Raw genomic sequence first — 18,361 nt, forward strand, 5'->3', positions numbered from 1 at the left:
GGCAGCCAGTGGGCCTCCCGCGCCCGCTCGGTGCGCCGGGCCCTCCAGGGCCTGAGGGCCTGCGGCGTCGGTACGTCCGCCCGTCACTCCTGCGCCCAGCGGACGACGGTGACGGGGCAGTGCGCGTGGTGCAGTACGGCCTGGCTCACCGACCCCAGGCGCAGACCGGCGAAGCCGCCCTTTCCGCGTGCCCCGAGCACGAGGAGCTGAGCCTGCGCGGTCGCCTCGATCACCGAGGCCCGCACCCGTCCTCGGACCAGCCGGCGGTGCACGGTCACGTCCGGGTACCTCTCGCGCATCCTCGCGAGCGCCTCGGCGAACACCCGCTCCTCCTCGTCGCGGAGCCGGCCCTCGTCGTAGGTCACGAAGGGCGGATCGGCGGCACCGTCGTAGACGCGTTCGGTCCGGGTGTTCCACACATGCAGCGCCACCAGGTCAGTACCGCGCGACGACGCCTCGGCGAAGGCGAACCGGACGGCGCCCTCACCCGTCGGGGAGCCGTCGACCGCCAGCAGCACGGGATCCGCCGGATCCGACGTGCCGCGCACCACCATGACCGGGCAGCGCGCGTGGGCGGCCAGGTGCGCGGAGGTGGAGCCGAGCAGCAGGGTCGCGAACGTGCCCGTTCCCCGGCTGCCGACCACCAGGAGTCCGGCGGTGCGGGACCGATCTCCAGCACCAGGACCGGTTCGCCCGCGACGACCTCACGGGTGACCTCCACACCGGGCGCCACGGTGTGGGCCCGCCGCTCGGCCTCGGTCATCGTGCCGTCCACCATCGCGCGCAGACCCGCCCCCGTGGGATTCCAGGGCGGCACGCCCGACGGCACATGGGCGCCCGGCCATCCGAAGGCATGGACCAGACGCAGCCCCACACCGCGCAGGGCGGCCTCACGCGCGGCGATCTCCACGGCGGCCAGGCTGGACGGTGAGCCGTCCACTCCGACCACGACGGGAGCACTCATCGCGGCTCTCCTCTTCTCCGGTCCCGGTCCGGGGTGCGGGTGCGCGGCCCCGGACCGGGCGCCGAGTTCGACGGACGGGTGAGGGCAGCGCCGGACGGCCGGAACTGCTCGTCCGGGCGGTCTTGCCGCGCTCTTCCGGACTTCAGCGTCTCCCCGCGGGCCGCGCATCCCGCACTGGGCCGGACGGCCCCGGCGGGCGCCCGTCCGGCCCTCGTCCCACCGCTTTCCCGCGCACACGTGCAGACCCCTCGCACCAGCGTGTACGCCCGCGCCCGCGCCGTCCGGCCTCCGTTCGCACGGTGGTCCACTCCCGGGCGCGGCCGGCGAGGTGACCGTGCGGCCGGTCAGGTGATGTCGAGGACGTCCCCGACGGGTCGGCGGGGTGTGGCCGGGCCGTGCGGCCCGTACCCGAGGCGCAGCACCATCTGGACGTACCCTCGCCCGGAGACCGGGTCCCGGGCGAGTACACGCAGGTCGTCGTTCTCCAGCAGGTGGGACGTCAGCGAGCTGGCCAGTCCGGCCGTCGTGGCCTCCAGCAGGACGTGCTCCAGCCCCTGCCCGGCGCGCAGCCAGTCGAGGGGAGCGTCACCGCCGGTGTACAGCAGGGCCAGGTGCGGGCTCTTCTCGAAGACGGTGCTGCCGCGGTCGGCCACCGGTCGGCGGCCGGCGAAGTCCCGCAGCGGGGCCCGGCCGTCCCTTCGGCGCGGCCCGAAGGCGTACTCGGGAACCCCGTCGGTGGCGACGTCGGCCTCCGGGCCCAGCCGGGTCCAGCGCTCCAGGTCCTCCCGGCCGCCGGGATCCAGGCTGTCGCGGCTCTCGGCGTCATGGACCAGCTCCAGGACGGTGTCGAGGTGCCAGGACTCGGGGAACGACAGCTCGGCCCCCTCCCGCGTGGCGGCCGCCCGCAGCCGCGACCGTACGTCCTCTGGGACGTCCCAGTCGTCGAAGGGATAGCGGCTGGTGTGCCGCTGGTGGATGGCGGGATACAGCCGGGCCAGATCCTGGTCGTCCGGTACCGGCCCCCCGGGGCCCGCCAGGTGGACGGCGGCCAGCAACCGCGGGTCGCCCCGGTCCGGCAGCAGTCGGACCAGCGGGGACAGCCCGGAGTGCGCGGCGGCGACGCGAAGGTTGAACAGCGCCGCCCCGCAGCCGATGTGCAGCGCCCGGTGGACGGGGTCGCTGCGGCGCATGGCCCGGTCCAGGTCCGCGCGCAGCAGCAGGACGCGCTCGTCGGTCAGGAAGCGGAAGCTCCACGGCTGCGCGTTGTGCATGGACGGTGCGGCCGTGGCCTCGGCGACGAGTTCCGTCACCGTCCTCGTGTCCAGCTCTCGCGTGGTCATCGCAACCTCCTCGTCCACCGGGCGTCGACCGCCCGAGACCGCGGGTCCCTCCACCGGCCTCCCCCGGACCGAGGCTCCGGACCGAGGCTCGGGTCCGCGACTCGGGGCCGCGACTCCGTGGCCACGGCCGCCCCGGGCCCGTCGTGTCGGCGCGGTGTCCCGTCCGGCGAGACATGCGCGGTGTCCGCTTCGTCCCCAGTCTGCGGCGGTGGCGCCGCCCCCGGGAGGGACCGTCCGGCCCTCACCCGGGCCGAAGGCCCCTCGCGCGACGGCAGGTGGCGCGCTGCAATGGAGAGGATGGCAGGAGGGTCCCTTCCGTCCCGCCGATTCCTCCGCATCGTCGCGGTAGGCGCACGAGGAGGTGGCGTATGCCCTTCGACGACCGTACGGACGCCGGACGCCGACTGGCCCGACGTCTTGAACACCTGCGCGACGAGGACATCGTGGTCCTGGGGTTGCCCCGGGGCGGCCTGCCGGTCGCGTACGAGGTGGCCCGAACGCTGGAGGCGCCGCTGGACGTGCTCGTGGTGCGCAAGCTCGGCGTGCCGTGGCAGCCGGAGCTGGCCTTCGGCGCCCTGGGTGAGCACGGTGTCCGTGTCCTCAACCAGGACGTGATCGACAGCTGCGGTGTACGGGACGAGGAACAGGCCGGCGTCGAGAGGGAGGAGCGGGCGGAACTGGGCCGGCGTGTGGCCCGCTACCGCGCCGGGCGCGCCCCGGTGTCCCTCGCGGGTCGCACCGTGCTGGTCGTGGACGACGGGCTGGCCACCGGCGCCACCGCCGAGGCGGCCTGCCGTGTGGTGCGGGGCCAGGGTGCGGCGCGGGTCGTTCTCGCCGTCCCGGTGGGATCGCCGGAGGCGGTCGCCCGGCTGCGCGGAGTCACCGACGAGGTCGTCTGCCTCGAAACGCGGGGAAACCTGGGCTCGGTCGGCGCCTGGTACCGCGACTTCACGCAGACACCCGACTCGAAGGTGATCGAACTCCTCACACGTGCCGCAGCCGCTGAGTCGCCGACGCCGGCCCCCAGGGCGACGTCCAGGGGGCGGCAGGCGGAGAGGTCGGGCCATGGTGAGGTGGAAGTGCCCGCCGGTCACGTACGGCTGCCCGCCCGGCTGGTGCTGCCCGACGCGGCCCCGGCGGTGGTTCTCTTCGCGCACGGCAGCGGCAGCGGACGCCACAGTCCACGCAACCGGTACGTCGCCGACGCCCTCAACCGGGCGGGCCTGGGCACCCTGCTGCTCGACCTGCTCACGGCGGAGGAGGAAGGCGACCGCCACAATGTCTTCGACGTCGCCCTCCTGGCGGGCCGGCTGCACGCGGCCGCCACCTGGCTGCGCGACGGAACCGGCGTACCGGTGAGCTACTTCGGTGCCAGCACCGGTGCCGCGGCCGCCCTGGAGGCCGCCGCCGTGCCCGGGGCCGACATCCGTGCGATCGTCTCCCGGGGCGGGCGCCCCGACCTGGCCACCCCGGCGGCCCTGGGCCGTGTGCGGACCCCGACGCTCTTCGTGGTGGGGAGTCTGGACACCAGGGTGCTCAGCCTCAACCGCCTCGCCGCCGACCGGCTGCGCTGCGAGCACCGGCTCGCCGTCGTCCCCGGCGCCACCCACCTCTTCGAGGAGCCCGGGACCCTGGCCACGGTCGCCGAACTGGCCCGCGACTGGTTCACCGCTCATCTAGCCCAGCCGGGCGCCGGACACCGCCGTTCGGCCTGATCCCGGCCGAGGCCCCGGGGCGGGCCCGGGGTGGGCCGGGGACACCGCGACGGCAAGGGCCTCCCCTCCCCCGGACCGGGGCCGGTAAGCCCTTCAACCGAGGCGCGGACGGATCGAAGCTGTAATAGGGCACGAGCGTTACGGGTGACACACCGCCACCCTTCTCCGTGTGAGGGCGTTCGTGCGGGGGCCGCTTTCGGGCGAAGCGGCGGCCGCATGTGGGTCGTCGGCCGACGTGCCCGTGAGTTCAGGCTCACCCCCGACGGGCACGTCCCCACAGGCCCTCACCTGGCAGCAGGTGGGGGCCTGCCCACGCCGGAGCCCTGAACGGCGCGTTCCGCGACGACCGCGCAGCCGGGTGACCGACCGCTTCCTGGACCGGCCGTCGGAACCGGCGCACGCTGAGAAGCAGAGGGTGAGAAGTGAGAGGCGAGAAGCCGGACGGAAGTGATCATGATGGAAGCCAAGCAGTGGACCGTCCAGGTCTACATCAGCGAAGAAGGGGACGAGACGCACGCGCGTGCCGTGCTGGCCACGCGTGACACCTCGCGCCTCACAGGCAGGGGGGTGGCCCGGCGCAACCCGATCGACCGTCCCATCCCGGAGATCGGCGACGAGCTCGCCGCGAGCCGCGCCCTGGAGGACCTGGCCATCCGCCTCCACGACGTCGCCTCCGACGACATCGTGCAACTCACCGGCCCTGTCCAGGCATGACACCGAGCCGTCGGGCACGACGGCCGAGCCCCCTCGGCCCAGGTCCCGCCGCGCCGGTGAAGGGCATGGTGGGACCAGAGCCCGTCCAGGGAGACTGTCAGCGGTTGCTCGCGGGGGCGGTGCGCAGGTCCCTCGGCCCGCACGCCGACACCGCCGTACGCACCGTCGTGGTGGAGGGCCCGCCCGCGCGGGTCCTGCTGAAGCACGCCCGCGACGCACAACTACTGGCCCTCGGCCGCCCCGACCACCATGGCCAAGGGCTCCCCGCGATCGGCGCGGTCACCCGTGACTGCCTGCGCCACGCCACCGTCCCCGTGGTCACGGTGCCCGTTCCGCAACGGCACGCCTTGCCACCGGCCCCCTGCGGCACCGCGCCCTTCGCCGGGCGCGCGGTGCGCCTCGACGCCTGGGGGCGCGGTGCAGCAGTCGAACGGCGAGCGTGTCGAGCCACGCGGTCAGCACGAGGGTGACCCCCACGGCCACGACCAGGAGGACCGCGAGCCGCGCCCAGAACTCCGGTGTGAGACTCGTGCCCATGGGCCTCGTCCCCTTTCACGTCTTGCACGTCTTGCACGTCTTGCACGTCGTAGTCGTCTCTTCGGCCCCAGCCAACTCCGGTGCGGTGCGCGGCACATGAGCCGAACGGCCTCTATCGCGGTCTCGTACGTCCCTGGCGGCCGTGCCCCTGACCGCCGCGCCGTCTCCCGGCCGCTCGGGGGATGTCGGTCCTGGACTTCCCGGAGGTCCCGGCGGTCTCGGACAGCGGCGGTGCCACGTCGGGCATCCGAGGCGCGAACCGGGCAAATTCATTCGGTAGGAGCACAGTTGCCGACAAACAGTGGCCCGTCCGCCACGGATGCAGTGGGATGACCCGATCGTGAGGGAAGGCTGGGTGGGCGGGCATGGACAACTTCGTCCCGGTGGCGCGGGCACTGCACGCCGAGGCCGGCGAGCGGGAGCGCTGCCGATGCGGTGCGCGACGGGAACGAGACGGTGGACCGAGCGTGGTCGAGGAGCGGTTCCGAGGGCTGCTGGAGGCCGCGCCGGACGCCATGGTCATCGTCGACGACACCGGAACCATCCGACTGGTCAATGCCCAGACGGAGGCTCTCTTCGGCTACCGGCGCGAGGAACTCCTCGGCCGCCCGGTCGAGTTGCTCATCCCGAACCGCTTCCGCGACCATCACACCCGACACCGGGGCGGTTACGCCGCCAACCGGCAGGTGCGCCCGATGGGCGCCGGACTGGAGTTGCACGGCCTGCGCCAGGACGGCACCGAGTTCCCGGTCGAGATCAGCCTCAGTCCCCTGGAGACCGCGGACGGTCTGCTGGTGTCCGCCGCCGTCCGGGACGTCAGCGACCGCAAGGCCGCAGAGCGCCGCATCAACGAACTGGCCGCGCTCGTCGAGTCGTCCCAGGACGCGATCCTCGCCACGACCCTCGACGGCCACGTCACCTACTGGAACGCCGCCGCCCAGCGGCTGTACGGCTACGAGGCCGAGCAGGTCATCGGTCGCCACATGTCGTTCCTCGCCCCGATGGACGGCAGGCACGAGGTCAGCGCCCTCATGGAACGGCTGCGGCGGGGCGAGAAGGTGGAACACTTCGAGACCCTGCGCGTCACCCGGACGGGTGCCCTGCTGGACGTCGACGTCACGCTGTGGCCGACCAGGGACACCGACGGCACGGTCGTCGGGGCCTGCGCCATCGTCCGGGACATCAGCGACCGCAAGCGTGCGGAGGCCGAACTCACCGTCCTGTACGAGCAGCAGCGGCACATCGCGCTCACGCTGCAGCGCAGCCTGATGGGTACCCCGCCCGCGATCGCCGGGCTGGCCACGGCGAGCCGCTATCGTCCCGCCACCCAGGGCGCGGGTGTGGGCGGCGACTGGTTCGACCTGATCCCGCTGGGGGCGGGCCGGGTCGGGGTGCTGATCGGTGACGTCATGGGCCGTGGCCTGGAGGCAGCCGCCGTGATGGGCCAGCTGCGGTCCGCCGCGCACGCGCTCGCCAAGACCGATATGCAGCCACGTCAGTTGATGCAGGCCCTCGACACCTGCGTCGCCGACCTCGATGTCCCCGACCAGCTCGTCACCTGCTGCTACCTGGTCATCGCCCCCGACACGGGCACCGTGACCGTCTGTTCGGCCGGTCATCTGCCGACGCTCATCGCCTCCCCCGGCGATCACGTCCGCCGGCTCACGACACCCGTCAACGCGCCCCTCGGTGTCGGCGGCATCCTCTACCAGCAGTCCTGCGAGCAGATCCCGCCGGGCGCCACACTCGTCCTCTACACGGACGGTCTGGTCGAGACCCCGGGCAGCGACATCGACGACCACATCGGTGAACTCGTCTCCTCCCTCGACGGGTTCTTCGTCCACGACTCGTGCCTGGAGGCCGCCGCCGACCATGTGCTCGCACGGCTGCTGCCCGACGCCGAGAGCCACAACGACGACGTCACGCTGCTCCTCGCCCAGCTGCCGGCCGCCCCGCTGGCGTCCGTCACCACCGATCTGCCCGCCGTGCCCTCGTCGGTGCCCGAGGGCCGTGAGTTCCTCACCAAGGCTCTCGCCTCCTGGGGCTGCGTCGGATCGGCGGACCACGCGCTGCTGCTGCTCTCCGAGACGCTGACGAACGCCGTCCAGCACGCCGATGGCCCCATCGGTCTGCAGGTGTGCCGGACCGACACGGACCTGACGGTCGAGGTCAGCGACAGCAGTCCCCAACTGCCCCAGCCGCGCCTCGCGGCCGAGGACGAGGAGTCGGGACGTGGTCTGCACCTGGTCCGCGCGCTCTCCGACAGCTGGGGGGTTCGCCCCACGGACGACGGCAAGACCACCTGGTTCACGCTCAAGCTGTGACGCCCTGGAGAACGTTGCCTGCCCGAGCCGGAGGACTCCCGGCCTTCCGGTTCCGGCATCAGGGGTGTGTGCGGGGTCTCGGGAACCTTGCTGATGACGTCGACGCCGCCCGGTGATACTCGGCACGCCCGGCACGCCCGGCACGAACACGCTGATCACGGTGAGCAGATCCAGGCCGTTCACGACGTTCCGCCTCCCGTCAGGGCTCCGGCACACGGCTCACGGCGGATGCCGAAGGTCCCCCGTACCGGCGCCCACCCCGTGACGGGCCCTGCCGAGGAGCTCTGCCCTACCGGGTGTGGGCCGCCGGTGCCCGCCACACCAGGGTCGTGCCGCCGCCGGGCGGGCTGGTCGCCTCCAGTTCGCCGCCCAGCTGCCGGGCGCGCTCGGCCATGTTGCGCAGTCCGCTGCGGCGGCCCTCGGCGGGAATGCCCACCCCGTTGTCGGAGACCGTGAGGCGCACCTCCCCCGCGGCGGTCTCCACCACCACGTCGGCCCGGGACGCCCGGGCGTGACGGGCGACGTTCGTCAGGGCCTCGGAGAGCACGGCCACCACGTGGTCGGCGACCTCCTTGGGCACCTCTGTGTCCAGCAGCCCCTCCAGCCGCAGGCTGGGGGCGAAGCCCAGGACCGGTGCCGCCTCGCCGACCACGCGCACCACGCGGGCCCGCAGACCGACACCGGTGGCGCCCTCGCGTGAGCGCAGGCCGAAGATGGTCGACCGGATGATCTTGATGGTCTCGTCCAGGTCCTCCACCGCGCGCAGGACCCGCTCGGAGGCTTCCGCGTGGTCGATGAAGCGGCCCGCGCTCTGCAGGGTCATACCGGTGGCGAAGAGGCGTTGGATGGCGAGGTCGTGCAGGTCCCGGGCGATCCGGTCGCGGTCCTCCAGCAGCGCGATCTGTTCGGCGTCCCGGCGGCGTTCGGCCAGCTCCATGACGACCGCGGCCTGCGCGGCGAAGCCCTGGAGGCGCTCGATCTCCGGCTCGGTGAACACCGTGTGGCCCACCGCGCGCGCCAGCAGCAGGATGCCCCGGGTCCCCTCACCCGATCCGATGGGAACGGCCACGGCGGGGCCGAGACCGGTGAGGCTCGGCGCGCCCGTCACGCCGGAGTCGTCACGGGAGACGTCCGCGCTGGTGACGGGAGCGGCTCCGGAGAAGGCCTGGCCGATCAGGTTGTCCTCCAGGGGCAGCACCAGCCCGCGGTGCGCCGCCGCTCCCTCGCCGATGGCCAGATCGACGGTGAGGGATTCGGTGTCCTCCATCGGCACCGCGACGACCGCGAGGGCCGCGGTCATGATCTCCCTGGCCCGTTCGGCGATCACTTGGAGGACCTCGGCGGGCTCGCCGCCGGACATCAGGCTGTGGGTGATCTCGGCGTTGGCCCGCAGCCACCGCTCCCGCAACCGGGACTCCTCGTACAACCGCGCGTTGTCGATCGCCACACCCGCCGCCACCGCCAACGTCGACAGCACCGACTCGTCCTCCTCGTCGAACCGCGCCCCACCCCGCTTCTCCGTCAGATACAGATTCCCGAACACCTGCTCACGCACCCGGATCGGCACACCCAGAAACGAATTCATCGGCGGATGATTCGGCGGAAAACCGAACGACGACGGATGCTCCGACAACTTCGCCAGACGCAACGGCTCCGGATGACTGATCAACTCACCCAGAATCCCGTGCCCCTCCGGATACGCACCGATCCCAGCGATCTGCTCCGCACTCACCCCCACCGTATGGAAAGCCGACAACCGCTTCCCGTCCGGACCGATCACCCCCAACGCCGCGTACTCCGCATCCACCAGCACCGCCGCCGCCTCCACGATCCCCCGCAACGCCTGCTCCAACTCCAGCTCACGCCCGACCGACAGCACCGCCTCCAACAGACTGTGCACCCGATCCCGCGTCCCCCGCGCCGCGTCCAGACGCGCCTGCAACTCCTCCAGCAGCTCGTCCAACCTCAGCTGCGGCAGCAGTACACGAGCTTCCCCGGCCCTCTCCACGCTTGCCACCGGTGCCCCTCCACATTCCCCACAGCCTGCCGGCAGCCGCCCGTTCCGCCGCTGTCCTGAGCCACGGTAACGACCCGTCACTGGGCACGGTAGCGGATCCGGTCGCGCGCGGGTCCAGCCTGGAAGGAGTCCGGGCGCACCTGCCCGGCCTTCCGGACGAACGGCGCGTGGCCTGCGGGTTCACCCGGGGAGAACGGCCTACCGGCCTTCCTGCCGGAGCCTGTCCTGGGCCTGGGTGGCGATGACGGCGGCCTGCACGCGCCGTTCCACACCGAGCTTGGCGAGCAGCCGGGAGATGTGGTTCTTGACCGTCTTCTCGGCGAGGAAGAGCCGCTGACCGATCTGTCGGTTGGTCAGGCCCTCACCGATCAGGGCCAGGATCTCCCGCTCGCGCTCGGTCAGGCCCGGCAGTGCCTCGGGCTCCTGCTCCTCCTTCGGGCCCTGCCGCAGCCGCGCCATCAGCCGGGCGGTGGCGCTGGGATCGAGCAGGGACTGACCGGCGGCCACCGTGCGCACCGCGGAGACCAGATCCGAGCCATGGATCTGCTTCAGGACGTACCCGGACGCGCCCGCCATGATCGAGTCCAGGAGGGCCTCCTCGTCGTCGAAGGAGGTCAGCATCAGACAGAACAGTTCCGGCATGCGCGACCGCAGCTCCCGGCACACGGTGATCCCGTCGCCGTCGGGCAGGCGGACGTCGAGCACCGCCACCTGCGGACGCAGGGCGGGAACGCGCACCAGCGCCTGCTCCACCGTGCCGGCCTCGCCGATCACCGAGATGTCCGGCTCGTCGTTCAGCAGGTCGCGTACTCCCCGGCGTACGACCTCGTGGTCGTCCAGCAGGAAGACCCGGATCGGGCTGTCCGGGCCCGGCTGATCGCTGACCGGCATCGCTTCACTCCTCGGTCCCGCACTTCACGCCGTCCTTGTCCGCCACGGACAGTATCGGCCTCGACCCGCTGATCCTCGTCGTATCCGGGCCGAACGGCCAGGGCCGGTCGGCCCTCATTCACGAGCGGATCGCCGACGGATCGACGACGGCCGGCTCGGTCGGGCCGTTCAGTCCCGACGAGGGACCATCGGCATCTCCGGGACACGGCCGGGTGCGGACGAGAGTGAGCGGGTGAGCGACATCGGTCCCAGGGCGGCTGCCTCGTACGGCGCCGTCCCACCCCGTACGCCACCGGTCGCACGACGGTGGCGCTCGACCCCGGAGGCACTCCTCATGACCCGTCACGACAGCGGCCCCGCAACCACCACGGCCACCGACGCGCCGTCCCGGACGGCCGTGGCCGTGGACCGTCTGGTCACGGACGGCCTCAAGGCGCTGGCCGACTACGACGGCCTCACGCAGGAACAGGTCGACCACATCGTCAAGAAGGCGTCGGTGGCCGCCCTGGACCGGCACACGGCGCTGGCCCGCCTGGCGGTGGAGGAGACCGGGCGCGGTGTGTTCGAGGACAAGGCGGCCAAGAACATGTTCGCGTGCGAGCACATCACGCACAGCATGGGTCCGATGAAGACGGTCGGCGTCATCGCGCGCGACGACATCGAGGACATGGTGGAGATCGCCGAACCGGTGGGGGTGGTGTGCGCGGTCACTCCCGTGACCAACCCGACGTCCACCACGATCTTCAAGGCGTTGATGGCGCTGAAGACCCGCAATCCGATCGTCTTCACCTTCCACCCCTCCGCCCAGCGCTGCAGCGCGGAGGCGGCCCGCGTCGTGCGCGACGCGGCCGTCGCGGCGGGGGCACCCGAGCACTGCGTCCAGTGGATCGAGACCCCGTCCGTCGAGGCGACCGGCATGCTGATGCGGCACCCCGGTGTCTCGCTGATCCTCGCCACCGGCGGCAACAGCATGGTCAAGGCCGCCTACTCGGCGGGCAAGCCCGCCCTGGGCGTCGGGGCGGGCAACGTCCCGGCGTATGTGCACAGGAGCGCCGAACTGCGGCGGGCCGTGAACGACCTGGTGCTGTCGAAGTCCTTCGACAACGGGATGATCTGCGCCTCGGAGCAGGCCGTCATCCTGGACGACGAGATCTACGAGGCGGCGCTCACCGAGTTCCGCACGCTGCACGCCCATCTGGCGACCGCCGAGGAGAAGGCGAAGCTGGAGGTCTTCCTCTTCCCGGGCGGCGGGACCGTGGGCGGCGGCACGGTGGGCGGTGGCTGCGAGCCGAAGGTCAACTCCGCGGCCGTCGGGCAGAGCCCGGAGTGGATCGCCGAGCAGGCCGGCTTCACCGTGCCCGCCGGCACCTCGCTCATCCTGGTCGAGGCCGAACGGGTCGGCCCTGCCGAGCCGTTGACCCGGGAGAAGCTCTGCCCGGTGCTCACCGTGCTGCGACGGAGTACATCCGGGCCTCACGGGCGGACCGGTCCGCGGCCGCGCGGCTCTCCGACGATCCGTCCAGACCCACGGCGACGACACGGGACATGGGTGGGCCTCCTGGAGTCGTGCGGTTCACGCGGCGGGGACGACGACCACCGGGCAGTGCGCGCGGCGCAGCAGGACGGGGGCGACCTGCGCGTGGTGCGGGGCGACGGCGGACGTCCGGTGGTGCGAGCCGACGACCACCAGACCGGCCTCGCGGGTCGACTCCAGCAACGCCTCGGGCGCGCTCGTGCGCACTGTGACGGCTTCCACGGTGACATCGGCGTACCGCTCCCACAGTGCGGCGAGGGCGAAGCGGGGGACGGCCTCCTCGGCGCGCTCGTAGGAGGTGGCCGGGTCCCGTCGCCGGCCCTCGGTGGGCATCAGCGGCGGCAGTGCGGGCGTGATGTGGCGGTGGGACCAGGAGTGCAGGACGCGCAGGTGGGCGCCGCGTCGGCGGGCCTCCTCGAAGGCGTAGACGGCGGCCCGCTCGTCGGTGTCGTCCTCCAGGCCGAGCACCACCTCGCGCCCCTTGTCGCACGGGTGGTCCCCGCGCACGACGAGCAGCGGACCCCGTACTCGACGGGACAGCCGCACACTGACCGATCCGAGCAGCAGGCCGGCGGTGCGCCCCATGCCGCGGGTGCCCACGACGGTGAGTGCCGCGTCGGCGCTCTCCCGCGCCAGCGCTCGTACGGCGCCGCCCTCGGCCGCGACGGTCCGGGCCGGGAGGCCGGGGTGCCGCTCGTGGACGCGCGCGACGGCGGCCCCGAGGAGGGGTATGGCCTCGTCGCGGTCGGAGGCGGCGCACACCAGGCGCAGCTCGGCACCGCGCCGGATCGCTTCCCTGGCCGCCCAGTCCAGGGCCCTGGTGGAGGACAGGGTGCCGTCCACTCCTACGACCACATCGTTGTGGGTCATGGCTCCGCTTCCCTTTCGACAGACGGTGACCGAGGAGCACCGGATGGTGGCCCCCACCCTCGATGTTCGTCGTGGACCGCCGCCCCGGGCAGGAGCCGGGAGACCCGTGGGCGTGCCGAACGGCCCCTGCCGGCAGGGACGTTCGGGCTCTGGCGCGGGCCGTGACGCGGGGCCCTGACGGGAGGGTCGCCGCAGGGAACGGGCGGAGGGCCCATGCGGGACCGGATAGGGACCGAACGGCCCTTCCGCAGGTCGCGGGGGCTTGGCTTGTCTGTCTTCATGGACGACGAACCCATGAGGTCCTCCCCGTACCACACGACCCGGAGCGCGGCCGGCAGCACGATCGTGTCGCTGTACGGCGAGCTCGACCTCGTGGCGGTTTCCGCGCTCTCGGCGGTCCTGGACGCCCTGACGACCGCGTCCCGCCCCGACGTGGTGCTGGATCTGCGTCCCCTGTCCTTCATCGACTGCTCCGGGCTCGGCCTGCTGTGCCGGGCACAGAGCCGGGTCCGTGCCCGGCACGGCCGGCTGCGGCTGGTCACGCCCGCGAGCACCTTCCGGCGGCTGCTGCGGTGCACGGGGCTGGGCGGCGCCTTCGAGGTGCACCCGGACCTGGCCGAGGCGCTCGCCGACGGGACGCCGGTGGCACGGGCCGCGGCCTCACGCGGGTGAGGCAGCGGCCCGGCGGCGTCAGGCCCAGTGCCAGTCGGCGATCTCCGGCAGATCGGTGCCGTGCTCGCGGATCCACGCGTGGTGGCGGGTGCGCGCGTCCGCCATCTGCTGGCGTACGGCGGCGGCGCGGACGGCGAGCCCCGGCACGCGGTCGATGACGTCCATAACCAGGCGGTAGCGGTCGAGGTCGTTGCGGACGACCATGTCGAACGGTGTGGTCGTCGTCCCCGACTCCTTGTAGCCGCGGACGTGCGTGTTGCCGTGGCCCGCGCGGCGGTAGGCGAGGCGGTGGATGAGCCACGGGTAGCCGTGGTAGGCGAAGATCACCGGCTTGTCGGTGGTGAACAGGCCGTCGTACTCGAAGTCGGTCATGCCGTGCGGGTGCTCCTCGCGCGGCAGCAGCCGGGTCATGTCGACGACGTTGACCACGCGGACGGCGAGCTGCGGCAGATGGCGGCGCAGCAGCTGCGCGGCGGCCAGGACCTCCTGCGTGGGCACGTCTCCGGCGCAGGCGAGGACGACGTCGGGTTCGCCGCCGTTCTCACTGCCCGCCCACTCCCAGATCCCGGCGCCGCGTGCGCAGTGCGCGCGGGCCTGGTCCATGGAGAGCCAGTCGAAGCAGGGCTGTTTGCCGGCGACGATCACGTTGACGTAGTCGCGGCTGCGCAGGGCGTGGTCGGCGACGGAGAGGAGGGTGTTGGCGTCCGGGGGCAGGTAGACGCGTACGACCTCGGGGCTCTTGTTGAGGACGTGGTCGACGAAGCCGGGGTCCTGGTGGGAGAAGCCGTTGTGGTCCTGGCGCCAGACGTGCGAGGTGAGCAGGTAGTTGAGGGAGGCGATCGGGGCCCGCCAGGGCAACTCCCGCGATGTCCTGAGCCACTTGATGTGCTGGTTGACCATGGAGTCGACGATGTGCACGAACGCCTCGTAGCAGGAGAACAGTCCGTGCCGGCCGGTGAGGAGGTAGCCCTCCAGCCAGCCCTGGCAGAGGTGTTCGGAGAGGATCTCCAGGACCCGTCCGTGCCGGTCGAGGTGTTCGTCGACGGGCAGGTGCTCGGCCTGCCAGGCCTTGCCGCTGGCGTCGAAGACGGCCTGCAGGCGGTTGGAGGCGGTCTCGTCCGGTCCGACGACCCGGAAGTCCCGGCGCAGGCGGGTGTCCCTCATGACCTGTGCCAGGAGGTCACCGAGGACCCGGGTCGGCTCATGGAGCGTCGTGCCCGGTTTCTCGACGGGGACGGCGAAGTCGTCCAGCGAGGGCACGGGCAGATCGCGGACGAGGAGTCCGCCGTTGGCGTGCGGGGTGGCGCCCAGTCGCCTGGTGCCGGAGGGGACGCAGGCGAGGACGTCGGCGGCGGGCCGTCCGTCCGGGCCGAACAGCTCCCGCGGTTTGTACGAGCGCAGCCAGGCCTCCAGCTGTCGCAGGTGCTCGGGGTTCTCCCGCACGCCGGCGAGCGGGACCTGGTGGGCACGCCAGGTGCCCTCGACCGGTTGGCCGTCGACCTCGGCGGGGCCGGTCCAGCCCTTCGGGGTGCGCAGCACGATCATCGGCCAGTGCACGCGTTCGGCGACGCCGTCCTCGCGTGCCGTGCGCTGCATCAGGGCGATCCGGTCCAGCGCCTCGTCGAAGGCGTGGGCCAGGGCGCGGTGCACGGTGGCCGGGTCGTCTCCGGTGACGTGGAGGGGGGCGTGGCCGTAGCCGCGCAGCAGGGCGTCGAGTTCGGCCTGGGGCAGGCGCGCGAGCACGGTCGGGTTGGCGATCTTGTAGCCGTTGAGGTGGAGGATCGGCAGGACGGCGCCGTCGTGGACCGGGTCGAGGAACTTGTTGGAGTGCCAGGAGGCGGCCAGCGGCCCGGTCTCCGCCTCGCCGTCCCCGATGACGCAGGCCACCAGCAGGTCGGGGTTGTCGAACGCGGCGCCGTAGGCGTGGGCGAGGGAGTAGCCGAGCTCACCGCCCTCGTGGATCGAGCCCGGGACCTCCGGTGCCACATGGCTCGGTACGCCGCCGGGGAAGGAGAACTGCCGGAAGAGCCGTTCCATGCCGGGGGCGTCGCGGGTGACGTCCGGGTAGGTCTCGCCGTAGCTGCCGTCCAGCCAGGAGCCGGCCAGCACGGACGGCCCGCCGTGCCCGGGTCCCCAGACGCAGAGGGCGTCCAGGTCGCGCGCTTTGATCACGCGGTTGAGATGCGTGTAGACGAGGTTCAGGCCCGGGGAGGTGCCCCAGTGCCCGAGCAGCCGCGGCTTGATGTGTTCCGGGAGCAGCGGCTCGGTGAGCAGGGGGTTGGCCATCAGATAGATCTGCCCGGCCGCCAGGTAGTTGGCGGCCCGCCAGTGGGCGTCCAGGGTGCGCAGTTCGTCGTCGGAAAGTACGGTGACGGTCTGGTGTTCGACCTGGGTCATGGGTGACTCCGGAACTCATCGACGGGGTCGTCGGGCGGTGGAGGACGGCATGGCCGGCAAGAAGGTGCCGCGTGCGGCGTACGAGAAGGAACTGCTGCGGCTGCAGACGGAGTTGGTGAAACTCCAGGAGTGGGTGCGGGCCGAGGGCGCCCGGCTGGTCGTGGTCTTCGAGGGGCGGGACGCGGCGGGCAAGGGCGGCACGATCAAGCGGGTCGCGGAGCACCTCAATCCCCGTGTCGCCCGGATCGCGGCCCTCCCCAAGCCGACGGAGCGCGAGCGCACCCAGTGGTACTTCCAGCGGTACGTCGAGCAGTTGCCGGCGGCCGGGGAGATCGTGCTGTTCGACCGGTCCTGGTACAACCGGGCCGGTGTGGAGCACGTCATGGGTTTCTGCACCAAAGAGGAGTACCAGCTGTTCATGCGGCAATGTCCCATTTTCGAGCGCATGTTGATCGAGGACGGGATCCTGCTGCGCAAGTACTGGTTCTCGGTGAGCGACACCGAGCAGCAGGAGCGCTTCCGACGCCGCCTGGAGGATCCGCTGCGGCGCTGGAAGCTCTCGCCGATGGACCTGGAGTCGCTCAGCCGCTGGGAGGCGTACTCGCGCGCCAAGGACGAGATGATGGTGCACACCGACATCGCCGAGGCGCCGTGGTACGTCGTGGAGAGCGACGACAAGCGCCGGGCCCGGCTGAACATGATCGCCCATCTGCTGGAGTCGGTGCCGTACCGCGAGGTGCCGCCCCCGGTCCTGGAACTGCCCGAGCGCCCGCCGTCGACCGGCTACGAGCGCCCGCCGCGCGATCTGCGGACGTACGTCCCGGATCACGCGGCGGGTGTGTGAGCGGCCGGTCATGGTGCTCACTCCGGTTCGGGCACGATCACGACGGGGCAGGCGGAGTGGTGCAGCACCCCGTGTGTGACCCGGCCGAGCTGGAGTCCGAAGTGCCGCTGGCGACGCCTGGCACCCACGACGAGGAGGTCGGCGTCGCGGGAGGCGTCCGCCAGCGCGATCCGGGCATGGCCCTCGACGGTACGGCGGCGCAGCCGGACGTCGTCGGGAGCCTTCCGGAGGGCCTCCTCCAGGCCCTCCACGGCCCGTTCCTCGTGCAGCCGCGCCGGCTCCCCGGTGAGCAGTGGGTGGTCGGTGCCCTCGTGCGCGGGGCACCGCCAGGCCCTGACCGCCTCGACCTCGGCCCCACGCCGCCGGGCCTCGTCGAAGGCGAACCGCACCGACGCCGACGACGTCGGCCGCTCACCGACGCCGACGACGATCCGGCCGTGCGTGGCGGGCTGGGCCCGGTTGTCGTGGCTGCCGCGTACGACGACCATCGGGCAGTGCGCGTGCGCGGCCACCGTCAGGCTCACCGAGCCCAGGAGCGCCTCGGTGAGGCTGCTGCGGCCCCGGGTGCCCGTCACCAGCAGGGAGGCGGTGCGGCTCTCCCGCAGCAGGGTGTACTCGGGCTCCTCGGGCACCACCTCGGTGGTGGTCTTCACCTCCGGGCGGCGCTGGCCGGCCCGCTGGGCGGCGCTCTCCACGATCACCTCCGCCCGCATCCCCTCGGACGTCCCGCCGACGTCCTCGGCGAGGTGGGCGCCCTCGTACCGCTCCCACAGGGAGGCGTAGACCAGCCGCAGCGGCGTACCGCGCAGCGCGGCCTCGTCGGCGGCCCAGTCCACGGCCCGCAGGCTCGGCTCGGAGCCGTCCACGCCGACGACGATCGGCAGGTTGTGCGTCATGTCGCTCACCGTCCCGCGCCGAGGTCGAACACGATCCGGGCCTTGACCTGGCCGCGCAGCACCTCGTCGATGGAGTCGTTGACGGAGGCCAGCGGGCGGGTCTCGCAGATGACCCTGGTGCGGCCGGCCGCGTGCAGCTGGAAGACCTCGGCGAGGTCCTGCCGGGTGCCCACGATCGAGCCGATCACACTGGTGCCGTTCAGGACGGTGTCGAAGATCGGGACCTGGACGGTGCCGTGGGCGGGCAGGGCGACCATGACGAGCTTGCCGCCGCGCCTGAGGCCCGCGTTGACGGCCGCGAAGGCGGCGTCGTTCACGGCGAGGGCGATGGCCGCGTGGGCGCCACCGTGCCGCTTGAGCACCTCGCCGACGTCCTCCTTGCGGGCGTCGATGAGGATGTCGGCACCGAGTTCGGCGGCCAGTTCGAGCTTCTCGTCGGTGACGTCGATCGCGGCGACGGTAGCTCCGGCGATCTTGGCGTACTGCACGGCGAGGTGGCCTAGGCCCAATGCCGTTGCTTTACGGGTCTGCTGGTTGGGGTCGTTTGATGCGGACAGCTCGGGTTCCGGTGAGGGTGGGCTGGGGCCATGTCAGGTGCTCAGCCCGCTTGAGCCAGTAGTTGGACATCTTGCGTTTGACGACACGG

The 18,361-nt window shown here is 72.4% G+C and carries 12 protein-coding genes and 3 pseudogenes; 7 read left to right on the plus strand and 8 right to left on the minus strand.

From position 1 onward, the window contains the following. Positions 1–83 precede the first annotated feature (83 nt). Positions 84–964 (minus strand): annotated as a pseudogene (locus PUR53_RS09325) (universal stress protein). A gap of 344 nt (positions 965–1,308) precedes the next feature. Next, on the minus strand, positions 1,309–2,304 hold the full coding sequence (locus PUR53_RS09330) for an Acg family FMN-binding oxidoreductase (protein ID WP_329907972.1): 996 nt from the start codon (positions 2,302–2,304) through the stop codon (positions 1,309–1,311). Positions 2,305–2,672: 368 nt separating this feature from the next. Here PUR53_RS09330 and PUR53_RS09335 point away from each other — a divergent pair, with 368 nt between their 5' ends. The 4 genes from PUR53_RS09335 to PUR53_RS09350 all read left to right on the plus strand — a co-directional run bounded on the left by PUR53_RS09335 (position 2,673) and on the right by PUR53_RS09350 (position 7,594). Beyond that, positions 2,673–4,019 (plus strand): phosphoribosyltransferase family protein, encoded by a 1,347-nt coding sequence (locus tag PUR53_RS09335; RefSeq protein WP_329907973.1) that lies wholly within the window; start codon positions 2,673–2,675, stop codon positions 4,017–4,019. Between the two features lie 453 nt (positions 4,020–4,472). Beyond that, positions 4,473–4,733, plus strand: coding sequence for a DUF1876 domain-containing protein (locus tag PUR53_RS09340; RefSeq protein WP_329898522.1), 261 nt, complete (start codon positions 4,473–4,475; stop codon positions 4,731–4,733). 65 nt (positions 4,734–4,798) lie between these two features. Next, positions 4,799–5,203 carry a universal stress protein gene (locus tag PUR53_RS09345; protein WP_329898523.1) on the plus strand — a complete coding sequence of 135 codons (405 nt, stop codon included), beginning with the start codon at positions 4,799–4,801 and terminating at the stop codon, positions 5,201–5,203. Between the two features lie 432 nt (positions 5,204–5,635). Then, positions 5,636–7,594, plus strand: a complete 1,959-nt coding sequence (locus PUR53_RS09350; RefSeq protein WP_329898524.1) for a PAS domain S-box protein — start codon at positions 5,636–5,638, stop codon at positions 7,592–7,594. A gap of 289 nt (positions 7,595–7,883) precedes the next feature. On the opposite strand, the gene PUR53_RS09355 is transcribed toward PUR53_RS09350, so the two are convergent. Both PUR53_RS09355 and PUR53_RS09360 read right to left on the minus strand, forming a co-directional pair. Further along, positions 7,884–9,611, minus strand: a complete 1,728-nt coding sequence (locus PUR53_RS09355) for a GAF domain-containing sensor histidine kinase (RefSeq protein WP_329907974.1) — start codon at positions 9,609–9,611, stop codon at positions 7,884–7,886. 198 nt (positions 9,612–9,809) lie between these two features. Beyond that, positions 9,810–10,502, minus strand: a complete 693-nt coding sequence (locus PUR53_RS09360; RefSeq protein ID WP_329907975.1) for a response regulator transcription factor — start codon at positions 10,500–10,502, stop codon at positions 9,810–9,812. 334 nt (positions 10,503–10,836) lie between these two features. Here PUR53_RS09360 and PUR53_RS09365 point away from each other — a divergent pair. Continuing rightward, positions 10,837–11,958 (plus strand): annotated as a pseudogene (locus PUR53_RS09365) (aldehyde dehydrogenase family protein); the annotation flags it as partial. 117 nt (positions 11,959–12,075) lie between these two features. On the opposite strand, the gene PUR53_RS09370 reads toward PUR53_RS09365, so the two are convergent. Then, a complete protein-coding gene (locus tag PUR53_RS09370) occupies positions 12,076–12,906 on the minus strand; it encodes a universal stress protein (protein WP_329907980.1) in 831 nt (276 codons plus the stop codon). Positions 12,907–13,185: 279 nt separating this feature from the next. On the opposite strand from PUR53_RS09370, the gene PUR53_RS09375 reads away from it, so the two are divergent. Continuing rightward, positions 13,186–13,578: an STAS domain-containing protein gene (locus tag PUR53_RS09375; RefSeq protein WP_329907976.1), complete on the plus strand. Its 393-nt coding sequence runs from the start codon at positions 13,186–13,188 to the stop codon at positions 13,576–13,578. An 18-nt stretch (positions 13,579–13,596) separates the two neighbouring features. Here PUR53_RS09375 and PUR53_RS09380 read toward each other — a convergent pair whose 3' ends face one another. Next, a complete protein-coding gene (locus tag PUR53_RS09380; protein WP_329898528.1) occupies positions 13,597–15,975 on the minus strand; it encodes a phosphoketolase family protein in 2,379 nt (792 codons plus the stop codon). A gap of 49 nt (positions 15,976–16,024) precedes the next feature. Here PUR53_RS09380 and ppk2 point away from each other — a divergent pair, with 49 nt between their 5' ends. Further along, entirely contained in the window at positions 16,025–16,819 is a 795-nt protein-coding gene (gene ppk2, locus PUR53_RS09385) for a polyphosphate kinase 2 (protein WP_329898529.1), read from the plus strand. A 17-nt stretch (positions 16,820–16,836) separates the two neighbouring features. On the opposite strand, the gene PUR53_RS09390 is transcribed toward ppk2, so the two are convergent. Together PUR53_RS09390 and PUR53_RS09395 are read right to left on the minus strand one after the other, a co-directional pair. After that, the gene (locus tag PUR53_RS09390; protein WP_329907977.1) at positions 16,837–17,715 is read right to left on the minus strand and encodes a universal stress protein; all 879 of its coding nucleotides are present in this window, start codon (positions 17,713–17,715) and stop codon (positions 16,837–16,839) included. 5 nt (positions 17,716–17,720) lie between these two features. Next, a pseudogene (locus tag PUR53_RS09395) lies at positions 17,721–18,221 on the minus strand (zinc-binding dehydrogenase); the annotation flags it as partial. Between the last annotated feature and the right edge of the window lie 140 nt (positions 18,222–18,361).

It is taken from the genome of Streptomyces sp. SP18BB07 (genome assembly GCF_036322545.1).
Taxonomy (GTDB): domain Bacteria; phylum Actinomycetota; class Actinomycetes; order Streptomycetales; family Streptomycetaceae; genus Streptomyces; species Streptomyces deccanensis.